General features: G+C 32.6%; 19 protein-coding genes, 2 pseudogenes and 1 riboswitch. Of the genes and pseudogenes, 2 read left to right on the forward strand and 19 right to left on the reverse strand.

From position 1 onward, the window contains the following. Positions 1-164: 164 nt before the first annotated feature. The 5 genes from K8M07_RS09545 to K8M07_RS09565 all read right to left on the reverse strand — a co-directional run bounded on the left by K8M07_RS09545 (position 165) and on the right by K8M07_RS09565 (position 5698). Positions 165-1817, reverse strand: coding sequence for a PucR family transcriptional regulator (locus K8M07_RS09545; RefSeq protein WP_223378213.1), 1653 nt, complete (start codon positions 1815-1817; stop codon positions 165-167). Positions 1818-1907: 90 nt separating this feature from the next. Then, on the reverse strand, positions 1908-3089 hold the full coding sequence (locus K8M07_RS09550) for a M20 family metallopeptidase (RefSeq protein ID WP_223378215.1): 1182 nt from the start codon (positions 3087-3089) through the stop codon (positions 1908-1910). Between the two features lie 11 nt (positions 3090-3100). Next, positions 3101-4279, reverse strand: coding sequence for a M20 family metallopeptidase (locus tag K8M07_RS09555; RefSeq protein WP_223378217.1), 1179 nt, complete (start codon positions 4277-4279; stop codon positions 3101-3103). Positions 4280-4305: 26 nt separating this feature from the next. Beyond that, positions 4306-4980, reverse strand: a complete 675-nt coding sequence (locus tag K8M07_RS09560) for a hypothetical protein (protein ID WP_223378219.1) — start codon at positions 4978-4980, stop codon at positions 4306-4308. Positions 4981-4996: 16 nt separating this feature from the next. Beyond that, positions 4997-5698, reverse strand: a complete 702-nt coding sequence (locus K8M07_RS09565) for a DUF5058 family protein (protein ID WP_223378221.1) — start codon at positions 5696-5698, stop codon at positions 4997-4999. Positions 5699-6476: 778 nt separating this feature from the next. Between K8M07_RS09565 and K8M07_RS09570 the strand changes: the two genes are divergently transcribed. Together K8M07_RS09570 and K8M07_RS09575 are read left to right on the forward strand one after the other, a co-directional pair. Next, positions 6477-7919, forward strand: a complete 1443-nt coding sequence (locus K8M07_RS09570) for a Na+/H+ antiporter NhaC family protein (RefSeq protein WP_223378223.1) — start codon at positions 6477-6479, stop codon at positions 7917-7919. Between the two features lie 144 nt (positions 7920-8063). After that, complete coding sequence (locus K8M07_RS09575; RefSeq protein WP_223378225.1) at positions 8064-8960, forward strand: fumarylacetoacetate hydrolase family protein; 897 nt, start codon at positions 8064-8066, stop codon at positions 8958-8960. 264 nt (positions 8961-9224) lie between these two features. On the opposite strand, the gene K8M07_RS09580 is transcribed toward K8M07_RS09575, so the two are convergent. From K8M07_RS09580 to K8M07_RS09645, 14 genes and pseudogenes are all read right to left on the reverse strand, one after another. Then, positions 9225-11339 carry a heavy metal translocating P-type ATPase gene (locus K8M07_RS09580; RefSeq protein WP_223378227.1) on the reverse strand — a complete coding sequence of 705 codons (2115 nt, stop codon included), beginning with the start codon at positions 11337-11339 and terminating at the stop codon, positions 9225-9227. 22 nt (positions 11340-11361) lie between these two features. Continuing rightward, on the reverse strand, positions 11362-11724 hold the full coding sequence (locus K8M07_RS09585; protein ID WP_223378229.1) for an ArsR/SmtB family transcription factor: 363 nt from the start codon (positions 11722-11724) through the stop codon (positions 11362-11364). A gap of 140 nt (positions 11725-11864) precedes the next feature. Further along, positions 11865-12683: an undecaprenyl phosphate translocase family protein gene (locus K8M07_RS09590; protein ID WP_223378231.1), complete on the reverse strand. Its 819-nt coding sequence runs from the start codon at positions 12681-12683 to the stop codon at positions 11865-11867. Between the two features lie 134 nt (positions 12684-12817). Further along, a complete protein-coding gene (locus K8M07_RS09595; protein WP_223378233.1) occupies positions 12818-13129 on the reverse strand; it encodes a YerC/YecD family TrpR-related protein in 312 nt (103 codons plus the stop codon). A 76-nt stretch (positions 13130-13205) separates the two neighbouring features. Continuing rightward, positions 13206-14876 carry a formate--tetrahydrofolate ligase gene (locus K8M07_RS09600; RefSeq protein WP_263282513.1) on the reverse strand — a complete coding sequence of 557 codons (1671 nt, stop codon included), beginning with the start codon at positions 14874-14876 and terminating at the stop codon, positions 13206-13208. Positions 14877-15100: 224 nt separating this feature from the next. Further along, positions 15101-15238 (reverse strand): annotated as a pseudogene (locus tag K8M07_RS12860) (DUF4181 domain-containing protein); the annotation flags it as partial. A 395-nt stretch (positions 15239-15633) separates the two neighbouring features. Then, positions 15634-16884, reverse strand: coding sequence for a phosphoribosylamine--glycine ligase (purD, locus tag K8M07_RS09610; protein WP_223378239.1), 1251 nt, complete (start codon positions 16882-16884; stop codon positions 15634-15636). A gap of 10 nt (positions 16885-16894) precedes the next feature. Then, a complete protein-coding gene (gene purH, locus K8M07_RS09615; RefSeq protein ID WP_223378310.1) occupies positions 16895-18427 on the reverse strand; it encodes a bifunctional phosphoribosylaminoimidazolecarboxamide formyltransferase/IMP cyclohydrolase in 1533 nt (510 codons plus the stop codon). Positions 18428-18475: 48 nt separating this feature from the next. Then, a pseudogene (gene purN / locus K8M07_RS12865) lies at positions 18476-19054 on the reverse strand (phosphoribosylglycinamide formyltransferase); the annotation flags it as partial. Further along, a complete protein-coding gene (gene purM, locus K8M07_RS09625; protein ID WP_223378241.1) occupies positions 19051-20076 on the reverse strand; it encodes a phosphoribosylformylglycinamidine cyclo-ligase in 1026 nt (341 codons plus the stop codon). The gene purM and the pseudogene purN, both read right to left, overlap by 4 nt. Position 20077: 1 nt before the next feature. Beyond that, on the reverse strand, positions 20078-21454 hold the full coding sequence (gene purF, locus K8M07_RS09630) for an amidophosphoribosyltransferase (RefSeq protein ID WP_223378243.1): 1377 nt from the start codon (positions 21452-21454) through the stop codon (positions 20078-20080). Positions 21455-21469: 15 nt separating this feature from the next. After that, on the reverse strand, positions 21470-21949 hold the full coding sequence (gene purE / locus K8M07_RS09635) for a 5-(carboxyamino)imidazole ribonucleotide mutase (protein ID WP_223378245.1): 480 nt from the start codon (positions 21947-21949) through the stop codon (positions 21470-21472). Between the two features lie 11 nt (positions 21950-21960). Continuing rightward, a complete protein-coding gene (locus K8M07_RS09640) occupies positions 21961-25659 on the reverse strand; it encodes a phosphoribosylformylglycinamidine synthase (protein WP_223378247.1) in 3699 nt (1232 codons plus the stop codon). 135 nt (positions 25660-25794) lie between these two features. Beyond that, a riboswitch (purine riboswitch) is annotated at positions 25795-25896 on the reverse strand. Beyond that, entirely contained in the window at positions 25897-26583 is a 687-nt protein-coding gene (locus K8M07_RS09645; protein ID WP_223378249.1) for a phosphoribosylaminoimidazolesuccinocarboxamide synthase, read from the reverse strand. Between the last annotated feature and the right edge of the window lie 13 nt (positions 26584-26596).

The following is a 26596-nucleotide window of genomic DNA, read 5'->3' on the forward strand; positions in this document are numbered from 1 at the left end:
TTCCCTTCTAATAAAAAATATAATACATATTATATAATAAAATTTTTATTATGGAAACTATTTTTTGGCTGTAAACACAGTAAATATGTGGAAAATCTTCCCTTATAGTTCATTTAAATTTCTAATCAGCACTAGATTTCTAAAGTAATATCTAGTGATTGAAATTATAAAGTATAATTTCCACTTTTAAATTCCTTTTTTAGAACCTCAATAAACTTCAAAGTTATCTCCATTTTCAATCTTTCTGTGGAATCCTCCAGATCTACATTGCATAATTCTTTAATTTTGGAGATTCTATATCTAACTGTATTGCTATGGACAAATAGTTTTTCTGCAGTAACATTGCTATTAGATGCACTTTCCAAATATACCTTTAGAGTTGTTAATAGCTCTTCCCAATTACTTTCTTTAAATATAGGATAAATTGTCTTCAAGGTGTTTTCAAAATTCTTACGTTGAATGTTTTCTATTCTAAATAACCCAAATAGTCCTAGATCTTCGAAACTAATTATCCTTTTGTCTGGATAAATATACTTTCCTACTTCTATAGCTTTTAAAGCCTCAATATAACTTCTCTTTATCGAACAGATATCATCTGTTATATCACCTATACCTACTTTTATATTTTTTAATTTAAATTGATCTCCTGTTTTTTCTAGCAATTCCCTAAACTCTTTCTGAACATTTTTCACTGCATCACTTTTATACTTCGATACATCTTTAATAATCACTAAAATATTATCATCTACAATACCAAATATAGCTTCATTCTTTGGAATTTTTAACAATAAGTTACCATATATTTTTTCTCTTATTGAATAAAAAGATAGGTTTTTCTCCTCTAGTTTTAAAATTAAGCATATGAACTTGCTATCAATATTCAATCTGAAATTATGAATTTTCTTTTTTGCTCTAATGAGCTCCCACTTACAATCTATAGTTCCATTAACTAACGATTTAATAAGATCATCATAATACAATTTTTCAAATGAATTCATAACATAGATTTGCTCATATACTTCCATAATCAATGAATAACTTAATTCTAATGCAAACATATCATAGTAATCTATTTTCCTATTTTTTTCCCATACTATCAGTTTCGATACAGATGAACTGTTAATTTTTATATCCATTTCAATCCAAGATTTTTTATTACTCATATCAGTAATACGGTAAATATTTAATTGCTCACTCAACAATTCTTTTTGATAATTGGATAATACATTTCCCAGCAAAACTTTTAATTCTTTTTTTGACTTAAAGTCAGTAGGGTAAATAATTAATTTATTATCTATGGTATCTATTATTGAAATCGGACAATTCACTTCTTTAGATAAGCATATCATTATATTTTCAATCTTTTTATAAAAATTATTGCTCGTGAAATGTTGACTCATATAATTTACTTCGTTTATTCGAATAATAAATCTATTCATAACAATAGAATTAATCGCATTTATTATATCAATCCATGCTACTTCATAAGGTATATTAATTAGTGGAAAAGCTATTTTATTACATAAATTCACTATTTCTTCAGGAATTTCTTTTAAAAATCTATCCTTTTTAATTCCTAGAGCGCAATTGCCTTTACTATTTAAAAACTTAATAACTTCTTTAAAATGTTCAATATTATCCTTAAAAAAATACCCAGTAGTTAATACAAACTCCCCTCCTTTCATCCATTTATAGCCGTCTGGAGCATCAAATAGTACTACGCCTTGTATGCTTATATTCATATCACTTGTTCCTGCGATTAAATAGTAATCCTTAAAAAATCTTGACCGTAATATTTCATTAATACTAACACCCATCCATATGCACCCCTCGCTATAAGATAATTATAGTATAATATTAAAAACAACCTCTATTATATAATAAAGGTTGTTTTTAATCTCTGGAATCTATTCTAAATAATCCAATGCTCCTTGTATTAACAAAGCTGCTCCTTTAAATAGCTGGGATTCATCAATAGCAAACTTTGGATTATGATTTGGATAAACGTGGCCATCTATTGCCATTGGAGTATCCATAAATATAAAGGTTCCTGGTACCTGTTTCAAATAATATGAAAAATCTTCTCCACCCATGGATGGTTTCTTCAGTTCAATAATATCTTCCCTAGGAACAATTTTCTTAGCAGATTCTACAAAATACTTTGTAAATTCCTCGTCATTTACCAACGGAGGATATCCAAAATTATAACTAAATTCGCAAGTTCCTCTCATGGTCTTCGATAAATCCTTGGCTATCTCCTCAAGTCTCCTGGCAATATATTCTCTTATATTCTGGTCTACTGCTCTTACAGTTCCTTCTAATTCCACACTGTTGGGTATAATATTATACGCTTGCCCTCCATTTATTTTTCCCACTGTAATAACAGCACTATCTGTTCCTGCCAGTTCTCTACTTATTATGGTTTGAATAACTGTTAAGTAGTGACTTACGACAACTACAGGATCCACGCCACTTTGAGGATATGCGCCGTGACAACCTTTTCCTATAAGCTTAACTTTAAAGCTATCTAGGCAAGCCATCATATTACTATAGCATACCCCTATAGACCCGTTTTTAGTAACGGTATTTATTAAATTCCCAACGTGAAGACCTAAAACTGCATCTACTTTAGGATTTTCAAACGCCCCAGCTTCTAACATTGGTTTAGCTCCACCAGGACTTTCTTCAGCTGGCTGAAATATAAGCTTTACATTTCCATATATTTCATCCTTATTTTCACTAAGTACTTTAGCAACTCCTAATAGTATAGCCGTATGAGCATCATGTCCACAAGCATGCATATTATCATTTTGTGATGCGAAAGATAAACCAGTTTCCTCTTTAATTGGTAAAGCATCCATGTCAGCTCTTAAAGCTATAGTTTTACCATCTTTACTACCCTTTATTAATCCTACTACTCCAGAACCTGCTACATTTTCCCTAAATTCAATACTCATACTTCTAATCTCGCTTGCAACATATGCAGAAGTCTTGGGCAAATTCAATCCAAGTTCAGGTATCTGATGTAAATCTCTCCTACATTTTATTATATATTCTTCAACACCTTTAGCTTTTTTAATAACATCCATTAGATTCCCTCCTATCTTACCAAATAATTCTCAATTAACCCAACATAATACTTTATTGCGTTTTCTAAGCTATCAATTGTAATATATTCATTTGGTTGATGAGCCATATTCGAATCACCAGGACCATAGAATATACAAGGGACTTGCTTAGCTGGTAAAAATATCGAGGCATCTGTATAAAAGCTTACCCCTGTTGCTTTTATATACTTACCAAATACTTCTTTATATGTGTCTTCAGCAAGTTTTACAAAAGGATGATCACTGTTAGTCTCTACTGCTTTTCTGTTATTCAATACCTTAATATCAGCTTTGAAACCACTTATTTCAGTTGATAACTTATTAATAATCTTCTCAAAATCTGCTATTATTTCATCATGTTCCATACCTGGTACAGTTCTCATATCTATAGTAATACTACACTTATCTGGTACTACATTAGTTTTAACACCGCCATGAATCGTTGAGATATTCATCGTTGGATGTCCTACAATTTCATTTTTCTCATATTTAAATTTATACTTTAATAGCTTAGATACTAAATAATTCATGTAAACAACTGCATTTACTCCTTTTCCCGGAAACGCTCCATGTGCTGTCTGCCCATAAGTAGTTATTTCTATCCAAAAGGCACCTTTTTCAGCTATATTAATTTTTTCAGAACTAGGTTCACCTATGATTATTGCACCAATATCATCTAATCCACCATCATTTACAAATTTAACTGCACCTATACTAACAGTTTCCTCTCCTGCAGTTGCAGAATATACGAAATCTCCTTTCAGCTCTAATCCAGAATTCTTTATAGTCTTAAGAGCTATGAGCATAGCAGCTAATCCACCTTTCATATCTGCTGTGCCTCTTCCATAGACTTTCCCATCAACTATATCTCCGCTGTATGGGTTATATTGCCATTCAATATCTCCAGGTGGAACCGTATCTAAATGCCCGTTAAATAACAAAGTTTCTCTTTCACCAGTTCCCCTTAATCTCCCTATAACATTAGCTCTATTGTCTCCTAAATCATCCAATTCAGTTTCCAGGCCAATATCGTCCAAAAATTTCTTTATATATTCTGCTAATGGTTTCTCATCACCTGGTTCATTAACAGTTTTAAAATTCACCATTTCCTTTAGCACTTTAACCGCTTCGTCTACTAAAGTTTCATCTGAAATCACTTCATTATTGATCATAATAATATTCACCTTCTTGTATTAGTCTATTTTTCAGCTCCTTTAGAATTTTTCTTCTTGTGTTCAAAAATTCCAAATGCAATAGTTGAAAATACAGTTAGTGGTAATATTGCAAATACAGGTAATGGAGTAAATATTTTAAGAATTAAAACTAATGCTAATGCATAAACACCAAATTTAGGAGCCTTAATAGCAAACATTGAACCAAATACCGCTGGCAATACGAAATCAAATGCTCTTAGAACACTAGCAGGTAACACGTTAAGTATGAAACTACCTACAAATACTGAAAGCGTTCCTGCTATTACACTAGTAACAACTGATCCAGCTATAGCCAATGTGCCGACTAATTCTGATTTTTTGGTTCCTTCTTCAACTTTTAAAACACTTTGTGCAACAGCTGCACATGGAAGTCTCATATTCCCTATTTCACCAGCCAAAAAAGACATATAGGTTCCTGCAATTCCTAAAACTGGAAAATAAGATATAGGTTCAATAAAATAAAATGGAGCGTATACAGCAGCTGTTAAACCCCATCCTGCTAATATTGCACCTATCGGTGGCCTTGCACCATATCTTATTGCTAAATAAATTGAAGGAACAAAACATGCAAGTGTTGCTATAAACATCGAAATTCTACCTATTCTAATTACTGGTATCGTGAATTTTTGATTATAAGTTTGATCTATATTTTTTTCCATTATCTAACCCCCCTCTTTATTGTGGAAAGACAATTGCACTAACAGCCATTCCAATTACCATTGCTATTCCTAAACTTAATTCTTCTAGCTTAGGATATTTCTTACAAATTCGCATTATTACTACCATTGTAAGTCCAGATATAACTGCTGTTAGAGCACTCCCTCCCCCAGCTCTTAAATGATCACTTAATAAAAATGAGAAAGCTGCAGTTATTGCTGCACTTCCTATTATGCCGTATAACGCTGTATTTCCACCAGCTATTTTATCTTGTATTACACCCAATTTATCAGTAAATAATCCACAAATTATAAGCCAACCTGATCCATTCAATACCATTGCTAATATGGAATTTGCATATTCTGTAATTCCATATTCAGGACTACCAAATTCAACTCCCATAGCTTCAGCTCCAAAAGTTGCAGCTGTAAGTTCCGTTGATGCAGCTCCTATAATAACTGTTCTCAACCAAGTTATAGGACCTCCTAAAACTGCTATCATAGCTACCATTACTATAAATACGGATAAAGCAGGACCAATACCAGATACAAAACCTATTCTAAATGCTTTTCTTGATTCTTCTTTTGTCATTTCCACTTCTTCAGCTGTGGCAAATGCTCTTTTAGCAATAAAAAATACCTGAGCTAATACTACAATAATTGCTGGTAAAACCATCAACCACATCATAGGTTGATTTGCTACTTGTAAATACTCTTTCATAAATTTGACCCCCTTTAAATTTAATATGATTACTTCTTGTAAACTTAAATAAAATGTTGACAGTTATGTGATATAATTAGGTTCTATATTGAAAATCAAACACGCGAGTTAGAATATTTCATTATTTTTTATAATAAACATTAAGTTTACAAAATTTATAAACTAAACTTAGTAATATTGTACAATGAATTATTTGAATAAATTTTGTGATTATTTACAATTTTCTATAAATTATTTATGCTTTTATGCTTTTTTGTTTATTGTACAAAATTTTTTCAATATTTTTTCATATATTTACAATTGTAAATATGAAAAAATAGTTGGCTTACACATTTTTAGCAATCAAGTAAACCAACTATTAGATATCAGAAAATTTAATTTGTTTGATTTCTAAATTATTGAGTCTTTCTAAGAAGCTGTCAATATAAAACACATGCTCTAGCAAAATTTCTATAAATTAATATTAAATTTGGTAAAAACAAATATACCTAAATAACATGATAGCCTTAGGCTTTAATTATTATAATTTTAACAATATTAAATTCAGAAGATTATTTAACAGGTAAGTCTAAAACAACACAATGAACTAGCTAAGTGATACATTGCGTTTTTATTTCATCAACTTATCAATTATTATCATATTTATAGTATTATTATGGTATTATATAGAAAGGTTCTTCTCACAATGAATGATATTACACAGTGTTTTAACGTACATTACACTTTTATACTTTCTATTAAGTTGTTTTTGCCCACACAATTTCAAGGAGGTATCATTATGGAAAAACGATCTACAGATCTGGAGTTTTATGGTAATGAATGGGTGTCATTTTTACCATTTGTTGTATTCCTAGTATTGATTGTACTCACTACATTTATCTGGAAGTCAACTTCTAATGGAGCACTTTGGATACCAGCATTTAGCGCCTTAATCATTGCCTTTTTCTTTGCAAAGGATAAAAAATTATATGCTGAAACAATCATAAAGGGGATGTCAAGTAGAGAAGCAATTATCCCAATAGTTTGTTGGATATTTGCTGGAGTTTTCGCCACAATTCTTCGTTCGTCAGGATTGGCAAATGGTATTGCAGGAGTAGCTGCTTCAATAGGAATTAAAGGAACTTTCTTCATAATTGTCAGCTTTATAGCTTGTGCTATATTTGCCACCGCAACTGGTACTGGGTTTGGTACTATAGCAACTGGTATGGGAGTTTTATATCCTGCAGGTATTGCTTTAGGAGCTCATCCTGCTCTATTAGCCGGAGCTATAATATCTGGTGGAATATTTGGAGATAACGTTGCTCCTATATCCGATACTACTATCTGCTCAGCAACTAGCCAAGGGGTTGATGTACCAGGAGTAGTAAAATCAAGACTTAAATATGCCATCTCAGCTGGTATTATAGTCATCATTGGAATTTTAATTATAGGGTCAGGTTATGATGGAACCATATCATCTCAAGTAGCTGTTGAATACAATCCAAAAACCTTGGTGATGTTGATTCCTGTTGCCATTACTATTATGATTGCTATAAAAGTAGGCGATATAATAGTTGCTACTACCATAGGTTCCGTTTTGGCAGGTGCTACAGCTGTATTAGCTGGGTTATTTAATTTTATACAAATAGATCCTGCTGCAAATGTAGCTAAAGAGGCCTTAATCAGAGTTTCCGGTACTGGTATGGATAGGACAGTTGATGGTGTCATCTACTCAGGATTATTTAGTATGATACAAGTTATTATCTTAGCCCTTCTACTTTTTGGTTCAATAGAAATAATGAGAGCAGGCCGTGGTGATATAAAACTATTAAATGTACTTGGAAAAATTGCAAGAACTGCACAAGGTGCAGAATTCGTTATAAGCGCAATGATTATAATACTATCTGGACTAATGGGATTAAATGCGCCAGCAATCTTAGCAGTGGGTGCTTCTTTTGCTAAACCATTAAGTCAAAGATATGGTATCAGCCCATATAGAACTGCAAACTTATTAGATGCACAGTCCAATACATTTGCATATGCATTGCCTTGGACACCAGCTATAATCTATACTATAAGTTTTGCAAAGGATAGCCCTATTCCACTTTCAGCTACACAAGTTGCCCCATATGTATTATATGCATATGCAATGCTTGCAGTAATGTTTGTAACAATAATATTTGGAATTGGTAGATATGATAATATGCCTAAATTAAAGAAAAAATCAAATGAAACTGCCTGAAAAATAGCTCGATTTGGAGCTATTTTTTTATACAATTCCTTCCCCTATTAATTTTTACGACACTTATGATTAATGAACTTCATTATGATATATTTATGTTATCATATAGATAATAGTAAATATAAATAAGGGGGAGTTGATAAAATGAAGTTTGTTTCGTACATATATGATGGAAATGAAGGTTATGGAGTTTTTAATGAAGATAATATTAGTGTATTCCCTATGAATGTATTACTTGGAAAGCTAAACAGAAAAGTACTCGAAAATCTATTGGAATTCATTCGTACTTATTCCGATGATATAATACTTGAATTAGGAAATGTTTTAAACGGTAGTGTGGATAATACTATATCTATTGATGACATAAAAATCACCGCTCCAATACCATATCCTCGCAGAAATGTATTCTGTCTAGGAAAGAACTACGCTGACCACGCTATGGAAGTAAAGAGTTTGCCTGGTGGAAAAGCAGCTGTTCCTGACTATCCTATTTACTTTACAAAGGTGACAGATCCTGCAATAGGACATATGGACAAGGTTATAATACCTAAGGATTATACTGAAAAAATTGATTATGAAGTAGAATTGGCTATTATTATTGGAAAGGACGGTAAGGATATTTCTCCTGACGATGCTGAAGATTATATATTTGGTTATACCATCGGAAACGATATATCAGCAAGAGATATTCAAACTAAACATGTACAGTGGTTTAAAGGGAAAAGCCTGGACACATTTACTCCAATGGGACCATATATAGTGGATAAATCTGAAATAAGCTTTCCAATTGAATTGGATATCAACTGTAAGATAAATGGAGAAATTAGACAAAACTCTAATACCAAAAATCTAATATTCGATATACCAACTATAATCTCAGACCTATCAAAAGGGCTAACTCTAAGAGCGGGTGACATTATACTAACAGGAACCCCATCAGGTGTAGGAATAGGATTTACACCACATAAGTATTTGAAATCTGGAGATGTAGTGGAATGTTATGTAGAGAAGATTGGATCTTTGGTTAATTATGTAAAATAAACTCGGGTTAAACCCTAGGAATCTTAATAAGTGAAGACATATTTAGAAAGATAAGCTCGACTTCGGAAAGATTCGTATAAAGTATTCGACTAGGGGAAAAAATCGTTTAGTTGCGTATTATAGCGATAGCGATCTTCGCAGCCACTTTTTTCCCGTGTCGTAATACTTCACGAATCTTGGAATGGAAGCGCGTTCTTTCTAAATATGTCGTAGCCATTCACTAGCCTAATTTTAATGTTTATTATGTTTCTCAATTATACATTATCACCTCATTGCCCTCATGGAATTCAATATTGCAATAACCGCTACTCCTACATCTGCAAATACCGCTTCCCACATTGTGGCTATTCCAAATGCACCCATTATTAGGAAAATAAGCTTTACACCTATTACAAATACAATATTCTGCCATACAATTTTCTGTGTCTTTTTAGCAATTTTAATAGCCGAGGATATTCTTGATGGCTCATCTGTCATTATTACTATATCTGCAGCTTCTATTGCTGCATCGGAACCTAATCCTCCCATAGCTATGCCAATATCTGCTCTAGCTAGAACCGGTGCATCATTTATACCATCACCTATGAATACAAGTTTCCCTTTAGAGGGTTTTTGACTATCAAGTGATTCCAGTTTTTCTACCTTATCAGTAGGCAACAGCTCTGAATAAACCTCATCCAAACCCAATTCATGACCTACTCTTTCACCAGCCTTTTTTGTATCTCCTGTTAGCATAACTGCCTTTTTAACACCAAGAGCCTTTAAAGTTTCAATTGCAATTTTTGAGTCATCTTTAACCTCATCAGAAATAGCTATATTACCAGCATATTTCCCATCTACTGATACATGAACAATGGTTCCAATTGATTCAACGTTTCTGTAGCTTATATTCTCTTTATTCATCAATTTCACATTACCTGCCAGTACCCCTTTCTCATCAACTATCACTTTAGTACCATGACCAGATATTTCATCATAACTTTCAACCTTAGCCTTATCAACTTCTTTTCCATATTCCTTCATTATGGAAGTTGCGATAGGATGATTTGAAAAGCTTTCAGCATAGGCTGCATATTCTATTAATTCTTCTTCAGTAAATCCATTTTGAGGATTTATTTCACTTACATTAAATACTCCTTTTGTCAATGTGCCAGTCTTATCAAACACAACTGTTTCTACATTGTTTAAAGCTTCTAAGAAATTACTTCCTTTCACCAATATACCCTTCTTTGAAGCTCCTCCTATGCCACCAAAGAAACCTAAAGGTATTGATATGACTAATGCACATGGACATGATATTACTAGAAATATCAATGCCCTATATATCCAATCTGAGAATGTTGCATCTTGCAATATTATCGGCGGAATAAATGCAATTGACATAGCTGCAAATACAACTACTGGCGTATAGTATCTTGCAAATTTAGTAATAAAATTTTCTGTAGGAGCTTTTCTACTACTAGCATTTTGAACCAAATCTAAAATCTTAGAAACAGTTGATTCCCCATAATTCTTAGTAACCTTTATAGTTAAAACTCCATTATTATTTATAAATCCACTTAATGCATCACTTCCTGGCTCCAATTCTCTTGGAACAGATTCACCTGTTAATGCAGATGTATCAGCCATTGAATATCCTTCTATAACTTTACCGTCAAGTGGAACCTTTTCACCTGGTTTTACAACTATTATATCTCCAATACTTACTTCCTCAGGAAATACCTTTATCATATTATCTCCAACCTTTAGATTTGCAAAATCAGGTCTTATATCCATCAATTCACTTATTGACTTTCTGGAACGATCTACAGCTATATCCTGAAATAGTTCTCCTACTTGGTAAAATAACATAACTGCAACACCTTCTGGAAACTCGCCTACTAGAAAAGCACCTATTGTAGCAATCCCCATAAGGAAATTTTCATCAAACACTTGCCCTTTTGCAATATTTTTAATAGCCCTTAATAATACTTCGCCTCCTACTATTAGATAGCTTATTAAAAATATAGTAAGTTCCATCCAATTTGGTAAGTTTAAGGCTAAACATATTGCAAATAGAACAGCACTTACCCCTATTTGAATAATTTTCCCTTTATAACTTTCCTTTTCATCATTATCATCTTCATCATTATCATCATTATCTCTATTTTTATCTATAACTTTTACATGTGGTTCATACTTATGAACTATAGAATTAATTTGCCCTAAAATACTATCAAATTCACTGTCATTACTGGTTTCAAATGTAAGTGTTTTTGTCATAAAATTCATCGATGCACTTATTCCATCTATTTCATTAACTTCCTTTTCAATTTTAGTTGAACAATTAGCACAATCCAGACCTTCTAATAACAGTTCTCTCTTAACAACAGCTGTCACAATACGATACCCCCTTAATGCTTTAATCTTCTTTGATATGAACTAAACCTTGATTAAATATTTCCTTTACATGCTCATCATCTAATGAGTAGTAAACTACTTTTCCTGCTCTTCTATTTTTTACTAGTCTTGCTTGCTTTAAAACCCTCAGCTGATGAGAAACCGCGGATTGAGTAACATTAAGTAATGCTGCAATATCACAAACACACATTTCAGTTTCATCTAATGCCCAAAGTATTTTTACTCTAGTCGTATCTCCAAATACTTTAAATAGCTCAGCAAGATCATAGAGAGTCTCTTCCTCAGGCATATTACTTTTTACTTTGTTCACAACATCTTCATGAATAAGAGTACAATCACACCTGTCGATATTGCTATGCTTCATAATTCACACCCCTTTTTAAATGAACACTTGAACAATTGTTCATATGTTATATTATTATTGTACGCTAATACATATTTATTGTCAATGTAATTTACACATGAAATAACCCAGCACTAAAAATACTGGGTTATAAATTTCTCTTATTTGATTTTTTTAATTTTTGCTCGTATACTTAAATAAAATGATAAATAGAAACCTACAATCATAATCAATACACCTATAAAATATTTAAAATTCAATATGAATCCAGGATAAATAGGTATTATAGAGCCTAAAACAAAACCTAATACTGCATAATATGTAAATCCATATAACTTATCAAATAATGTGGATATCACCTTCGCAAGCAAAAGAAAACAGATTCCAAATCCTATTCCCATTGGTATTAACAATAATAAATCAATGGTTGATATTGCTTCTAATACAAAATCATACGCACCTATATACATAAGTATAACAGAAGAACTTACTCCTGGTATTATAGTACCAAATCCAATAATTATCCCATATAAAATAAGTTGTATTGTTCCTGGTTCTCCATTGGGGATAATATCAATTATATTATTTTCCGAAAGAGTAAACATTACTGTGATAGATAATGCTATAATAAAAGGAATCATATACTTCTTTTTAAATCCATTTTTATTGGCCGTCTTAAACAGTGAAGGGAATGTTCCAAGCATAAGTCCAATAAACAAATATCTAATTTCTATATTATAATTTTTAAAAAGATATTTAAAAATATTACTAAATACTAATATTCCTATAATGCCACCCAATCCTATGGGAATTAAATATAAGACCTTATTCTTAAAATCTGTAAAAATATTTGCTATTGCACGAGTAAGATTTCTATACATTCCAAATACTACAGCTATTGCTCCACCACTTACCCCTGGTGCAATAGCTCCTGTACCAATAACCAATCCTTTCAAAAAATTTGATAAAACTCTTTTCACCAAGATCACCTCTACTAAACTAAGTAGCCGGCACTAATATTTTAATGTTTTAATTATAAAATTTAGTAAAATTAATGCCGGACTGTTCAATTAAATTTTTATATTTAATTCAGAATTATTATAACATACCAAATCTATTCTTGGTCTTCTAAAAACCCAAGTCTTTTTAATGCAATCTTATATCCGTCTGCCCCATAATTTAAACATCTATTTACCCTACTAATAGTGGCTGTACTGGCTCCTGTTTTTTTCTCGATTTCATTATATGTGTTATTAGTAGTCAAAAGCTTGGCTACTTCTAGTCTTTGCGCGATAGATTGAACTTCTTTTATTGTACAGATATCTTCGAAAAACCTATAGCATTCTTCTCTAGTTCTAAGTAATAAAATTGCATTAAATAACTCATCTACCTGTTCGCTTTTAATTTTAAAATTATAACCTCCCACAGTATCACCACCTTAAAACAATTTTTACACTACTTCTATATAAAAAGTCTGGGATTATAATCCCAGACTTTTTATGCTAGAATAACCCTACTATCTCTCCGTCTTCTAATATGTCAATATTATTAGCAGCAGGTACCTTAGGAAGTCCTGGCATAGTCATTATGTTCCCAGTTAAAGCTACTAGGAATCCTGCTCCATTAGATACATTTATGTCTCTAACTGTTATCTTGAATCCCTTTGGTCTCGCTAATAATTTTGGATCATCAGACAATGAGTACTGAGTTTTTGCCATACAAATTGGCTTCTTATCTAAACCAAGATTTTCAATCTGTTTTATTTTCTTCTCGCACTTCTTAGTATATTCAACCCCATCAGCACCGTATACTTCCTTAGCTATTTTATCAATTTTTGCCTTTATTGATTCTTCTGAATCATATATTGGTTTAAAGTTGGATTCTTTTGTTTCACATGTTTTTACTACCTTTTCTGCTAAGTCTATTGCACCTTCTCCACCTTTTGCCCATACCTCTGATAATACAGTTTCTGCTCCTAATGCTTGACATTTTTCCATTAACAAGTTAAGCTCTGCTTCTGTATCTGTAGGGAATCTGTTTATAGCAACAATTGCTGGTACCCCAAATTTATTAACATTTTCTATATGTTTTTCTAAGTTTTCAACCCCTTCTGCTAGTGCATCTAGATCTTCATTTTCTAATTCACCTTTTTTAGCTCCTCCATGATGTTTTAATGCTCTTACTGTTGCTACTATTACAGTAGCATCTGGGTTTAAGTCACCAAATCTAGCTTTTATATCAAAAAATTTCTCTGCACCTAAGTCTGCACCGAATCCTGCTTCTGTAATTGTATAATCTGCAAGTTTTAATCCTAATTTTGTTGCCTGCATAGAGTTACATCCATGTGCTATATTTGCAAATGGTCCTCCATGAATTAGTGCTGGTGTATTTTCTAATGTTTGAACAAGATTTGGATTAATTGCATCTTTCATTAGTAAAGCTACTGCTCCTTGTGCTTTTAAATCCCTAACATATACAGGACTGCCATCATATTTATATGCAACTATTATTCTTGCAACTCTTTCTTTGAAATCCTGTAAATCTTCTGCTAAGCAGAAGATTGCCATTATTTCTGAAGCTACTGTTATGTCGAATCCATCTTCCCTTGGTACTCCATTTGCCTTGCCTCCGAGGCCTACTACTATATTTCTTAGCGCCCTGTCATTCATATCTAGTACTCTTTTCCATACAATTCTTCTTGGATCTATGTTCAATTCATTTCCGTGATGAATATGATTATCCAATAAAGCTGATATCAGGTTGTGAGCTGTAGTTATTGCATGAAGATCTCCTGTAAAATGTAAATTAATATCTTCCATAGGTACTACTTGTGCATATCCGCCTCCTGCAGCTCCACCTTTTATACCAAAACTAGGTCCAAGTGATGGTTCTCTTATAGCTGTAATTGCAGTTTTACCTATTTTATTCAACCCCATTGCAAGCCCAATATTTATAGTGGTCTTGCCTTCTCCAGCTGGAGTTGGATTTATTGCTGTTACCAGTATTAATTTTCCATCTTCTTTGTCCTTAAATTTTTTAAACACATCTAAACTAACCTTTGCCTTATACTTTCCATACTGAATTAAATCATCCTCTTCTAGCCCTATTTTTTTAGCCACCTCAACTATTGGTAGCATTTTAGCTTGTTGAGCAATTTGAACATCCGTTTTCAACTGCATACCTCCTTTATTATTATAGTTTCATCCTTGGTAAAACCGGATGAACATTATTAAATTAAATGGTATATATACTTGTAGTTATTTATACTATCAATATTCATAATTTATTATTTTAATAAGTACTATGTAGTATTTTATTATTTCATAGTATTATATCAAATATTTCAGACTTTTTGAAATGGTTTTCATATACAATAAATATTTTATAATAAAACTTACTAAAATAATAATTCCACTCCTAATATAAAGGTTAGTATAAACCCCATAGTTAAAACATTTAAAGCATATCTTTTTGAATCCTTTTCAAATTTCCATTCCATAAATGCTCGAATTCCACTTAACAAAAAAAATATCCAAGAATAAAATAGCGTGAATGTTTATCAATTATAAGTGTAACAATATAAATTACGAACATCACAACAGCTAATAAAATTTCTACCCATTTATGCATTTTATTAACATATCGAAATAAAAATGTTCCTTCATTTATTTTCAACTTCCATTTGAGAATGAAATAAATTACAAGATAAACTAAAAACATTATTATTGAATACAGCATTGGCTTCTGCAATGAACTCACTATCCACACCCTCTGATTCTATTCTCAGTATACTATAATATTACTGCAAATAATATAATAATTTCTAAATATTAGTATCTCAATAAAAATATTACCATAAGAAATAAAAAAATCCAAGAACCCTCTGCTTATTTCATTTAATCACTACAGAAAAATTCTTGGATATATCTATTATTTTCCTATATCTTTTCTATAATAAACACCATCAAAATTTATTTTATCTATATTTGAATATATCCTTTTTCTAGCTTCTTGTAATGAATCCTCCAATGCTGTAATAGACAACACTCTACCGCCATTAGTCAAAAGTTTCCCATTATCATATTTTGTTCCATTATGAAATAGTATTATATTCCTATCTAAATCCTCACACCCAGTTATTTCATATCCTTTTTTATAATCTATAGGATATCCTCTTGATGTGGCTACCACAGTCAAACAATGTTTATCACTCCATTTGACATCTGAATAATCTAGTGTAGAATCTATTGACTTTTGAAATAGGTCAACTATATCCGACTCAAGCCTAGGCATAAGAACTTCTGTTTCCGGATCTCCAAACCTAACATTGAATTCTAAAACATATGGATCGTTATAAACTACCATAAGCCCTACATATAGAATTCCTTTGAAATTTAGTTTTTCACTTTTAAAACCATAATAAATTCTATCCAATATTTCATTCTGTATTTTTTTCATTAATTTCTCAGTAAATAACGGACTTGGTGAAAAACATCCTATACCTCCAGTATTGGGTCCTAAATCATTTTCATATATCTTTTTATAATCCTTTGCACTTTCCATAGGAATTATCCTATCTTCTGTTACAAAACATAGTAGTGAAGCTTCGATACCCTCCAAAAATTCCTCCACTACTACCGTATCTCCTTCTTTACCAAATTTATTATCTCTTAATATCTCCTTTAATACATTAGTTGCCTCTTCCTCTGTGCCACAAATTGATACTCCTTTTCCTAAACACAATCCATCTGCTTTAATCACCAATGGAAAAGAAAATTCATCTAATCGTTCAACAGCATCTTGATAGCTACTAAAACTCTTGTATTTAGCAGTAGGAATATCATATTTATTCATAAATGATTTTGCAAATTCCTTGCTTCCTTCTAATCTAGCACAACTTCTATTAGGTCCAAATATCCTCAATCCTTTATCTTCAAATTTATCCACTATACCCATTACTAAAGGTTCTTCTGGACCAACTACTGTTAAATCCATAGCATTTTTTATTGCAAAATCCAATAATCCATCAATATCATTAGCTTTAATATCAACGTTTTCCGCCACTAAACTTGTTCCACCATTGCCTGGAGCACAATATAGCTTGTTTACTTTTTGAGACTGTGCAATTTTCCAGCATAAAGCATGTTCTCTTCCACCACTACCTATAACCATAACCTTCATATTAAACCTCCTAATGTTTAAAATGCCTAATTCCTGTAAATACCATACTCATATTATTCTTGTTAGCTTCTTCTATTACTTCCTTATCTCTAATGGAACCTCCTGGTTGAATAATTGCTGTTACACCTGCTTTTGCAAGTATTTCTATGGAATCTTTAAATGGAAAAAATGCATCTGAAGCCAATACACTCCCCTTTACCTTACCTTTCGCTCTTTCAATTGTATTTTCCACTGCCCAAAATCTATTTACTTCACCTGCTCCTAATCCTAGGGTTGCTTTATCTTTAGCTAGGACTACTCCATTGGATTTATTATTTTTAACAGCTTTCCACGCAAATAATAGGTCTTCCATCTCTTTCTTTGTTGGTTGCCTATCTGTTGCAACTTCTATTTCATCATTCAATAATATTGAATCCTTTTGCTGAATGAGCAATCCTCCTGATACTCTTTTAAAATCTATTTCATTATTATTTATATTTTTTATACCTTCTATCTGAATAAGTCTTATGTTTTTCTTTTTAGTTAAAATATCCATGGCCTTTTTAGTAAATGAAGGTGCTATTACAACTTCTATGAAAATCTCACTTATCTCCATTGCTACATCTTTATCCAGTTGTCTATTAACTACTATGATTCCTCCATAAATGGATTCTGTATCACATTCGTAGGCTTTATTATATGCTTCTAAAAGTGTATCTCCACTTCCTATACCACAGGCATTTGTATGTTTTAAAGCTACTACTGTTGGTTCATCGAATTCTTTTATCATATCTATTGCAGCATTGGCATCATTGATATTATTAAATGATAAATCCTTCCCATGTAGCTTTGCACCATTTGCTATAGTACCTTTAATTTTGCCTGCTTCCCTATAAAAAGCTGCACTTTGATGAGGATTTTCACCATATCTCAATCCCTGTTGTAATTTATATCCAAGAGCTACATAATCCGGATATTGTACATTATCTAATTGATTAAAATAATTAGATATCAATGCATCATAGTATGCAGTATAGTTAAATACCTTTCTAGCTAGATACCTACGTGTCTCTATACTTGTATCTTCATCTGTTTCTAATTCAGCTAAAACCTTATCATAGTCTTTAGGATCAACTATTACGCTTACATATTTATAGTTTTTAGCAGCAGCTCTTATCATAGAAGGTCCACCTATATCTATATTTTCTATTATCTCATCGTGAGAAACATCAGCTTTATTTATAGTTTCTTCAAATGGATACAGGTTATTTACTACCATATCTACTGGTCCAATGTTCATTTCTTCTATTGTTTTTACATGAGAATTGTCATCTCTTTTATATAATATTCCTCCATGAATGTATGGATTTAATGTCTTCACCCTTCCATCCAATATTTCCGGAAAATCTGTAATATTTTCTATCTCTATAACATCTATTCCTGCTTTTTTCAATTCCTTATATGTGCCTCCTGTAGAAATAATCTCCCAGCCTAAATCCATTAACTTATGTGCAAAATCCTTTATTCCTGTCTTATCATAAACACTAATCAATGCCCTTTTCATCTCATCACCTCTAATTGATTTTACTAACCGACCTTCTATCGTCAATCTATTTTCACAGTACAACCTGATAGCTTTCACTAAAAGCTGATGCTCTATTTTAAACACCTTTTGCTTCAATGTATCCACAGTATCATCCTTATCAACTGCTACAATTTCCTGCAAAATAATTGGCCCAGTATCCGCTCCTTCATCAACAAAATGCACCGTAGCACCTGTGTACTTAACTCCATAGTCCAATACTGCTTTATGCACCTTTTCTCCATAAAATCCTTTACCACAAAAGCTAGGTATTAAAGATGGATGAATATTAATTATCCTATTTTTATATGTTTCAATAAATTCCTTTGAGAGTATCTTTGTAAAACCTGCCAATACTATCAAATCCACATGTCTCTTATTGAATTCCTCTATCAATTTTTGACTGTAATATACATCTTCTCTAGATTCCTTTGGATTTAAATATATGGATTCAATTCCAGCTTCCTTGCCTCTTGTTAAACCATAAGCGTTCTCATTGTTGGATATGATTAATTCTATATTTCCATCTATAACTCCTTGATTGATCCCATCAATGATGGCTTGCAAATTCGTTCCATTTCCAGAAATCAATACTCCTATTCTTATCATAGTACTACTCCTTTGTTTCCCTTTTCAATATGGCCTAATTCATAGTAACACTCTTCTCTTTCTTCTAGATACATCTTAATATACTCTAATTCCTCTTTATTAACTACTAAAATCATGCCTACTCCCATATTAAATGTTCCGTACATTTCATCCGAATCAATGCTTCCCCATTGTTGTAATAGATTGAAAATCTCTGGAGTCTCTATAATTGAAGTATCTACATATGCTGTTAATCCTTCTGGCAGCATTCTAGGAATATTTTCATAAAATCCTCCACCTGTTATATGGCTTATTCCCTTTATGTTGAATTTCTGGACTAGGTCATATACTGGATTAGTATAAATTCTTGTAGGCTTTAACAATTCTTCTCCTATAGTATTTTTGAGTTCTGGAATATATGTGCCTACAGTCATGTTTTTCTCTTCAAATACTATTTTTCTAACTAAGGAGTATCCATTGCTATGGATCCCATTTGAAGGCAATCCTAATACCACATCCCCTTCTTCAATTGTAGAACCTGTAATAATATTATTTTTATCAACTATTCCTACGCAAAATCCTGCTATATCATATTCGCCTTCTTTATAAAATCCTGGCATCTCTGCAGTTTCCCCACCTATAAGAGCACAACCAGCCTTTATACACCCATTGGAAACTCCTTCTACTATACTTGCCATCTTTTTAGGTACTAATTTTTCTGTTGCTATATAGTCCAAAAAGAACAATGGTTTAGCTCCCTGACACAGAATATCGTTAGCACACATTGCAACACAATCTTGGCCTATAGTATCATGTTTGTCCATCATAAAGGCAATCTTCACTTTTGTTCCAACTCCATCTGTACCAGATACCAATACAGGCTCCTTAAATTCATTATTATTCAACTGAAACAAGCCAGAAAATCCACCTATATCCGATAAAACACCAGGTATATAGGTCTTATTTATTAATCTCTTTATAAGCTGAACTTCTTTATAACCAGCTTCCTTATTAACTCCTGCATCCTTATATGTTAGAGACATTTTATGCACCTCTTTCCTTTGATTTGGTAAAATGGGACGGACATCTCACCGCATATTCCCCTGTAAAACATCCCTTGCAAAATCCACCCTCCTGTCCTGCTGCTCTGATCAATCCATCTAATGATAAATAATATAATGAATTCGCGCCGATTTCTTCTCTTATCCTTTCAACAGTCATATTAGCAGCTATCAAATTTTCTTCCGTTGGCGTATCCATTCCTAAATGACATGAATTGATCACTGGTGGAGAACTTATTCTTACATGAACTTCTTTAGCTCCTGCTTTTTTTAACATTGCCACAGTCCTTTTTATTGTGGTTCCTCTAACTATAGAATCATCAACCAATATTACTCTTTTCCCATTGATATTCTCCTTTAAAGCATTCAATTTTATCCTTACTCCCTGTTCCCTTAATTCTTGAGTCGGTTGAATAAAAGTTCTTCCTACATATCTATTCTTTATTATCCCTTCTTCATATGGAATATTCGATTCTTCTGCGTATCCTATAGCTGCCACTATACCTGAATCTGGGGCTCCTATTACCATATCAGCTTCTGTAATACATTCCCTGTATAATTGTCTTCCTGCTTCAATCCTACTCTTATAGATACTCCTACCGTTGATATAACTATCTGGCCTTGCGAAATATATCAGTTCAAATAGACAATGATTTCTCTTCATAGGTTTGTATAATATTGTGTTAATTCCTTTTTCATCTATAGTAACTATTTCTCCGGGTTCTACATCTCTTACAAAATCTGCACCTATGGTATCAAAAGCACATGTTTCTGAAGCCAATATATAATCATCCCCAAGTCTTCCTAATGATAATGGTTTTAATCCATAGGGGTCCCTCGCACCAATTAATTTTTCTGGTGTCATAAGAACCATACCATAGGAACCATCAATAATAGATGTCGCTTTTATAACAGCGTCTTCAATATTATCCTTATGATATCTAGCTATTAAGTTGGCAATTACTTCAGCATCTAAATCCGTTTGAAAGATACTACCTTTATCTTCTAATTCATCTCTCAACTTTGTAGAGTTCACTATGCTTCCATCAAGAGATAATGCTAATGCTCCTCTTTTATATCCCACAACTAAAGGCTGAGCATTGTTTAAATTCCTTTCTTCATGTTGAGACGCATATCTAACATGACCAATTCCAATATTGCCTATTAATCTTTCCATTGACTCCTTAGAAAAAACCTCATTGACCAAACCTAAATCCTTAAAATAGTCTACGAAACCATTGTTGTTCACTGCAATACCAGAGCTTACCTGACCTCTGTGTTGAAGTGCATATAGCCCATAGTATGCTATTTGGGATACATCATTTCTATTTCTGCTATATATACCTACTACACCACTCAAGGCACAGCCTCCTCACTATGACTGGATTTCTTTATCCATTTTAATAACTTCTTCAGACATTTTCTTCTTATACTCTTTAAACTTCTGTCTTAATTCCGGATATTTCAATGAAAGGATTTGAACTGCCAACAATCCTCCATTTTCTCCTCCATTGATAGCAACTGTTGCTACAGGTACTCCTTTTGGCATCTGTACTACAGATAATAGAGAATCTAGACCATCCATAGTTGAAGATTTAACTGGAATACCTATTACAGGAATAGGAGTAATTCCAGCTATTATTCCAGCCAAATGAGCAGCCTTCCCTGCTATTGCAACTATTGCCTCTATTCCATTTTCCTCTACTTTTTCTGCAAACTCCACAGCAATATGAGGAGTTCTATGAGCTGAAATAACTCTTAATTCATACTCTACTCCAAATTTGTCCAATATTTTTGTAACCTTATCGCCTATTTCCTTGTCAGATATACTTCCCATAACAATACTGACCTTCATTCTAAATCCTCCTAACCAAAATATTTGACTCCAGATTCGAATATATTATGAGTCCCTTTTATATCAATATTTTTGTATATATCTTTCTCGATTCTATCTATAGATGTTACAGTTCCTAACACTCTTCCATCAGAACTTGTCAATGACTCTATTGCTAAATCTGAGCCTGTTGGATTATGACCTACAAATTGAGTTGCAATCTGTCCTGCTTTTATTAAATCCTTACCACCTACTAACACTCTTCCTTCATTTGTAGCTATTGGAGCAGAATAGATATCTCCCACACTCATTCCACTCATCCAAGGTGATAAATTTGATACCACCTTTATATCTACAATGGTAGACATAAATTGTCCTGATGTGTTATAGGATACATAAGGTGAACTTTCATTTATACCTGATATCTTTCCATTTTCTATAAGCCCTAATTTTAACAATGCATGAAATCCACTTCCTATACCAAGTACCAATCCATCTTGTATCCTTAAGTGTTCATTTATAGCATCTTTTAGTATAGGGTTATTGAATATTATCTTTAATAGTTTTCCTCCGGTTTCAGGTTCATTTCCAAGAAGATACCCATTTGCCAATCCTAATATTTGACACTGACTGATCTTTTTAGCTAATTCCATGTAGGATTGTTTTATTGAATCCTCGGATAATGAGTTGAACACAAAAGTTTCTACCTTTGCTCCAGCTTTTTTGAACCTTAATGCCATATCGTATTCTCCATGAGTGCCTGTAAATACTGGAATAAGAACCTTTACTTTTACTACATTTTTTATTCTCTTTATTTTTTCCCCTTTATCATATGAAATATCTGTCACTTTCACATCGTCTTCTTCTACAGGGAATATTTCCTTTAATGGTCTTTCCCATTCTTCAATTAACTCATCTAATAATATAATCTCATCGCTGATTTCTATTTGTTCATCTTCCATGGTTGTTCCAACTAATGTATAATCTATATCCTTAAGCAAAGTTTTTAAGTCTTCTTCTTCCTTTATTTCCAATATAATTGAGCCATATAATGGCTTATATAATCTGTCAATAATTTCAGCATTGAATTTAAATCCTATCCTGTTTCCAAATGACATCTCAACTATACTTCTTCCAATTCCTCCAAATTTAATAGTGGAACTTGACAATACTTTTTCATTATCTATTAATTCCTTGATTTTCAAGTAGTTCTTCTTCAATTCTTCAAAATCTATTAAGCCATTCTCATCTATATTTAAATTTACTACCACAACTTTTGAACCTATCTTTTTAAATTCCTTTGATACTATATTGTCTACATCTTCAGTAACTACAGCAAAACTAAATAATGATGGTGGTACATTTATATCTTCAAAACTTCCGCTCATGCTGTCTTTCCCACCAATACTAGGTATATCCAAATTTTTTTGTACTAGAAATGCGCCTAATAATGATGCAAATGGTTTGCCCCATTTTGAAGGATCGATACCTAGCTTTTCAAAATATTCCTGGAATGTAAGCCTTATCTTTCTAAAGTCCCCACCTAGCGCTACAACTTTCGCTACCGATTCAATTACTGCATAATATCCACCATGAAAAGTACTCCATTTTGCTAATTTTGGATCGTATCCACAGGTCATTATAGAACATGTCTTGGTATTCCCATCTAGTACCGGTAGTTTTGCAACCATACCTTCCTGAGGAGTAAGCTGATATTTACCACCTAGTTGCATCAATACTGTTCCTGAACCTACTGTGTTGTCGAATCTTTCTATTAATCCCTTTTGTGATGCTGTATTGAGCTGAGATATATTCTTTATAAAATCTTCTCTTAAACTTTCTTCCTTAATATGACTTGGATTTTCTGCTAAATAGACTTCATCTTCTGGTTCCAATAGTTTTACCTTGGTCTTCTTTCTAATTCCATTTGTATTTAAGAATTCTCTCTTAATATCTGTTATTACATTTCCTTTCCATACCATATGAATTCTATTCTTATCTGTAACTTCTGCTATTACCGTTCCTTCCAAGTCCTCTTTTTCTACTAATTTCATGAACTTATCCAAGTTATCTTTAGATATTACTACCGCCATTCTCTCCTGGGATTCTGATATTGCTATTTCCCATCCTTTAAGTCCAGGGTATTTTAATATCACTTTGTCCAAGTCTATATTTAGACCATCAGCCAATTCCCCAACAGCAACTGCTACTCCACCTGCTCCAAAATCGTTACATTTCTTTATTAATTTTGTTGCTTCCGGATTTCTAAATAGCCTTACTATTTTTCTTTCAACAGATGGATTTCCCTTTTGTACTTCTGCCCCTGCAGTCTGTAAAGCATCGTCTTTTTGTTCCTTTGATGAGCCTACTGCTGCTCCTATACCATCTCTTCCAGTTCTACCACCTATCAATAATACTAAATCCGTTGGTTCTGGTGTTTCTCTAATAACCCAATCTTTTGGAGCTGCAGCAACCAATGCTCCTAATTCCATTCTTTTGGCAATAAATCCTTCATCATAGAATTCATTAATATATCCTGAAGCACTACCTATTTGATATCCATAAGAGCTATAGCCTTCCATAGCAGTTTGAGTAATCCTTCTTTGTGGGAGTTTCCCTGGCAAAGTCTCTTCATATTGTTGATTTGGATTACCTGAACCTGTAATTCTCATTGCCTGATATACATAGGCTCTCCCTGATAGCGGATCTCTAATTCCTCCTCCTAAACAAGTAGCAGCTCCTCCAAAAGGTTCTATCTCAGTAGGATGATTATGGGTTTCATTTTTGAACATTAAAAGCCATTTTTCATTTTTTCCATCTACATCCACATCTACTTCTATGGAAGCAGCATTTGCCTCTTCCGATTCCTCCTTATCATTCAAAAGCCCTTTCTTCTCGGTCTCCTTCATATTGATGGTTGCCAAGTCCATCAATGAGATTGCTCTTTCCTTTTTATATACATATTCTCTAGATAGCAGATATTCCCTTATAGCTCTTTCAAATACTTTCTTGTACTTACCTTCTTCAATATCAATATCAGTAATTTCAGTCATAAAGGTTGTATGTCTACAGTGATCTGACCAATAGGTATCTATTATCTTTAATTCTGCTACCGTTGGATCCCTATCCTCTTCACTAAAATATTTTTGACAATATAGAATATCTTCCATATCCATAGCAAGGTCGAATGTTTCCCTTACATTATCTACTTCACTTTCAGTCATCTCTGTAAATCGATTAATTACTTCAACAGTACCTTCTGCTTCTACTTCCCTTTCATATGAAAAGTAATCTAATGGAATTTCTTTTGATTCTGTGGGATTTATATAATAGGATTTAACCTTTTCAAAACCTTCATACGATATATTCTTAAGAATTATAAGCTTTGAATGCTTAATATCAACTCCTTCAAAACCTAAATATTTAGAAACAATATTTATAGCAGAATCCTCTCGCTGATTATACTGCCCCCTATTAGTCTCTACTCTAAATGCTTTCTCATCCTTTTCCATAGGAGGTACATCTTCATAAACGATATCTAGAGGCTCTTCATATAGTAAATCTTCAGTAATTCTATCTAATTCTTCATCACTTCCACCAATTACCTCATACACGTTTAATACTCTTACATCCTCCAACCCCTTTATACCTAGATAATTTCTAAACTCCTTCAACAAATTCTTAGCCTCAACATTCACATTCCTTTTCTTTTCAATAATTATCCTCTTCATTTTTTAACCTCCTTATAATAAAAGCCCAGTCGGGTAGGCAAGCGAAACCTACCCGACTGGGCTTTTATCCCTTCGGTGTAATACCAAAAATAGTATCCGTACCGCTCGGACCAGACAAGAATAAGTCTTCGGAACCCTAGGTACACTTTCGCTCATAGTTAAATGATTTACGGTCATTTTGTAGAAACGTCCCACCCCTATTATGGGACTTATACGAGCTGTTAAACTATATTTAATTTATCTTTCCAATATCATCTTCTCCAATAGAATAGGTTCTATATATTCGCCATTCTTATAAACTCTCATATTCCCGCCAGAAACTTCATCTATAAGTGCAATATGATTATCATTACCAATCCTTCCAAACTCAAATTTGATGTCGTATAATTCCAATCCTTTTATTGCTAATTCATCCTTTATTACCTGCCCAATTTTCCTAGTAAGTTCTACTAATATTTTGTATTCTTTTTTAGTCATTATATTTAACATTTCCAATCCTTCGTCTGTAATCAAAGGATCCTTTCTTTTATCATCCTTTAACGTTACCTCAACATATGCATCCAAAAGTTGTCCCTCTTTAACATATAGACCATATCTGCGTATGAAGCTTCCAACAGCTCTGTATCTACAGATAACTTCTACACCTTTACCAAAGTGTTTTGCAGGCAAAACTGTCATCGTATTATCTTCTATACTAGATTCTATATAGTGGGTTGGAATACCTATTCTATTTAACTTCTCAAAGAAATATTTAGTAAGTTTAAGTCCAGCTTTTCCAACTCCTTCAATGGATAGCCCAATTGAATTAGCTCCTGGATCAAAAATTCCATCTTCCCCAGTTACATCATCTTTAAATTTAAGCTGATAATTTCCATTCTTTAATTCATAAACATCTTTTGTCTTCCCTTGATATATTAGCTTCATAAAATCTCTCCTT

The sequence above is a fragment of the Schnuerera sp. xch1 genome, from assembly GCF_019931165.1.
In the GTDB taxonomy this organism is placed as follows: domain Bacteria; phylum Bacillota; class Clostridia; order Tissierellales; family Tepidimicrobiaceae; genus JAIOUP01.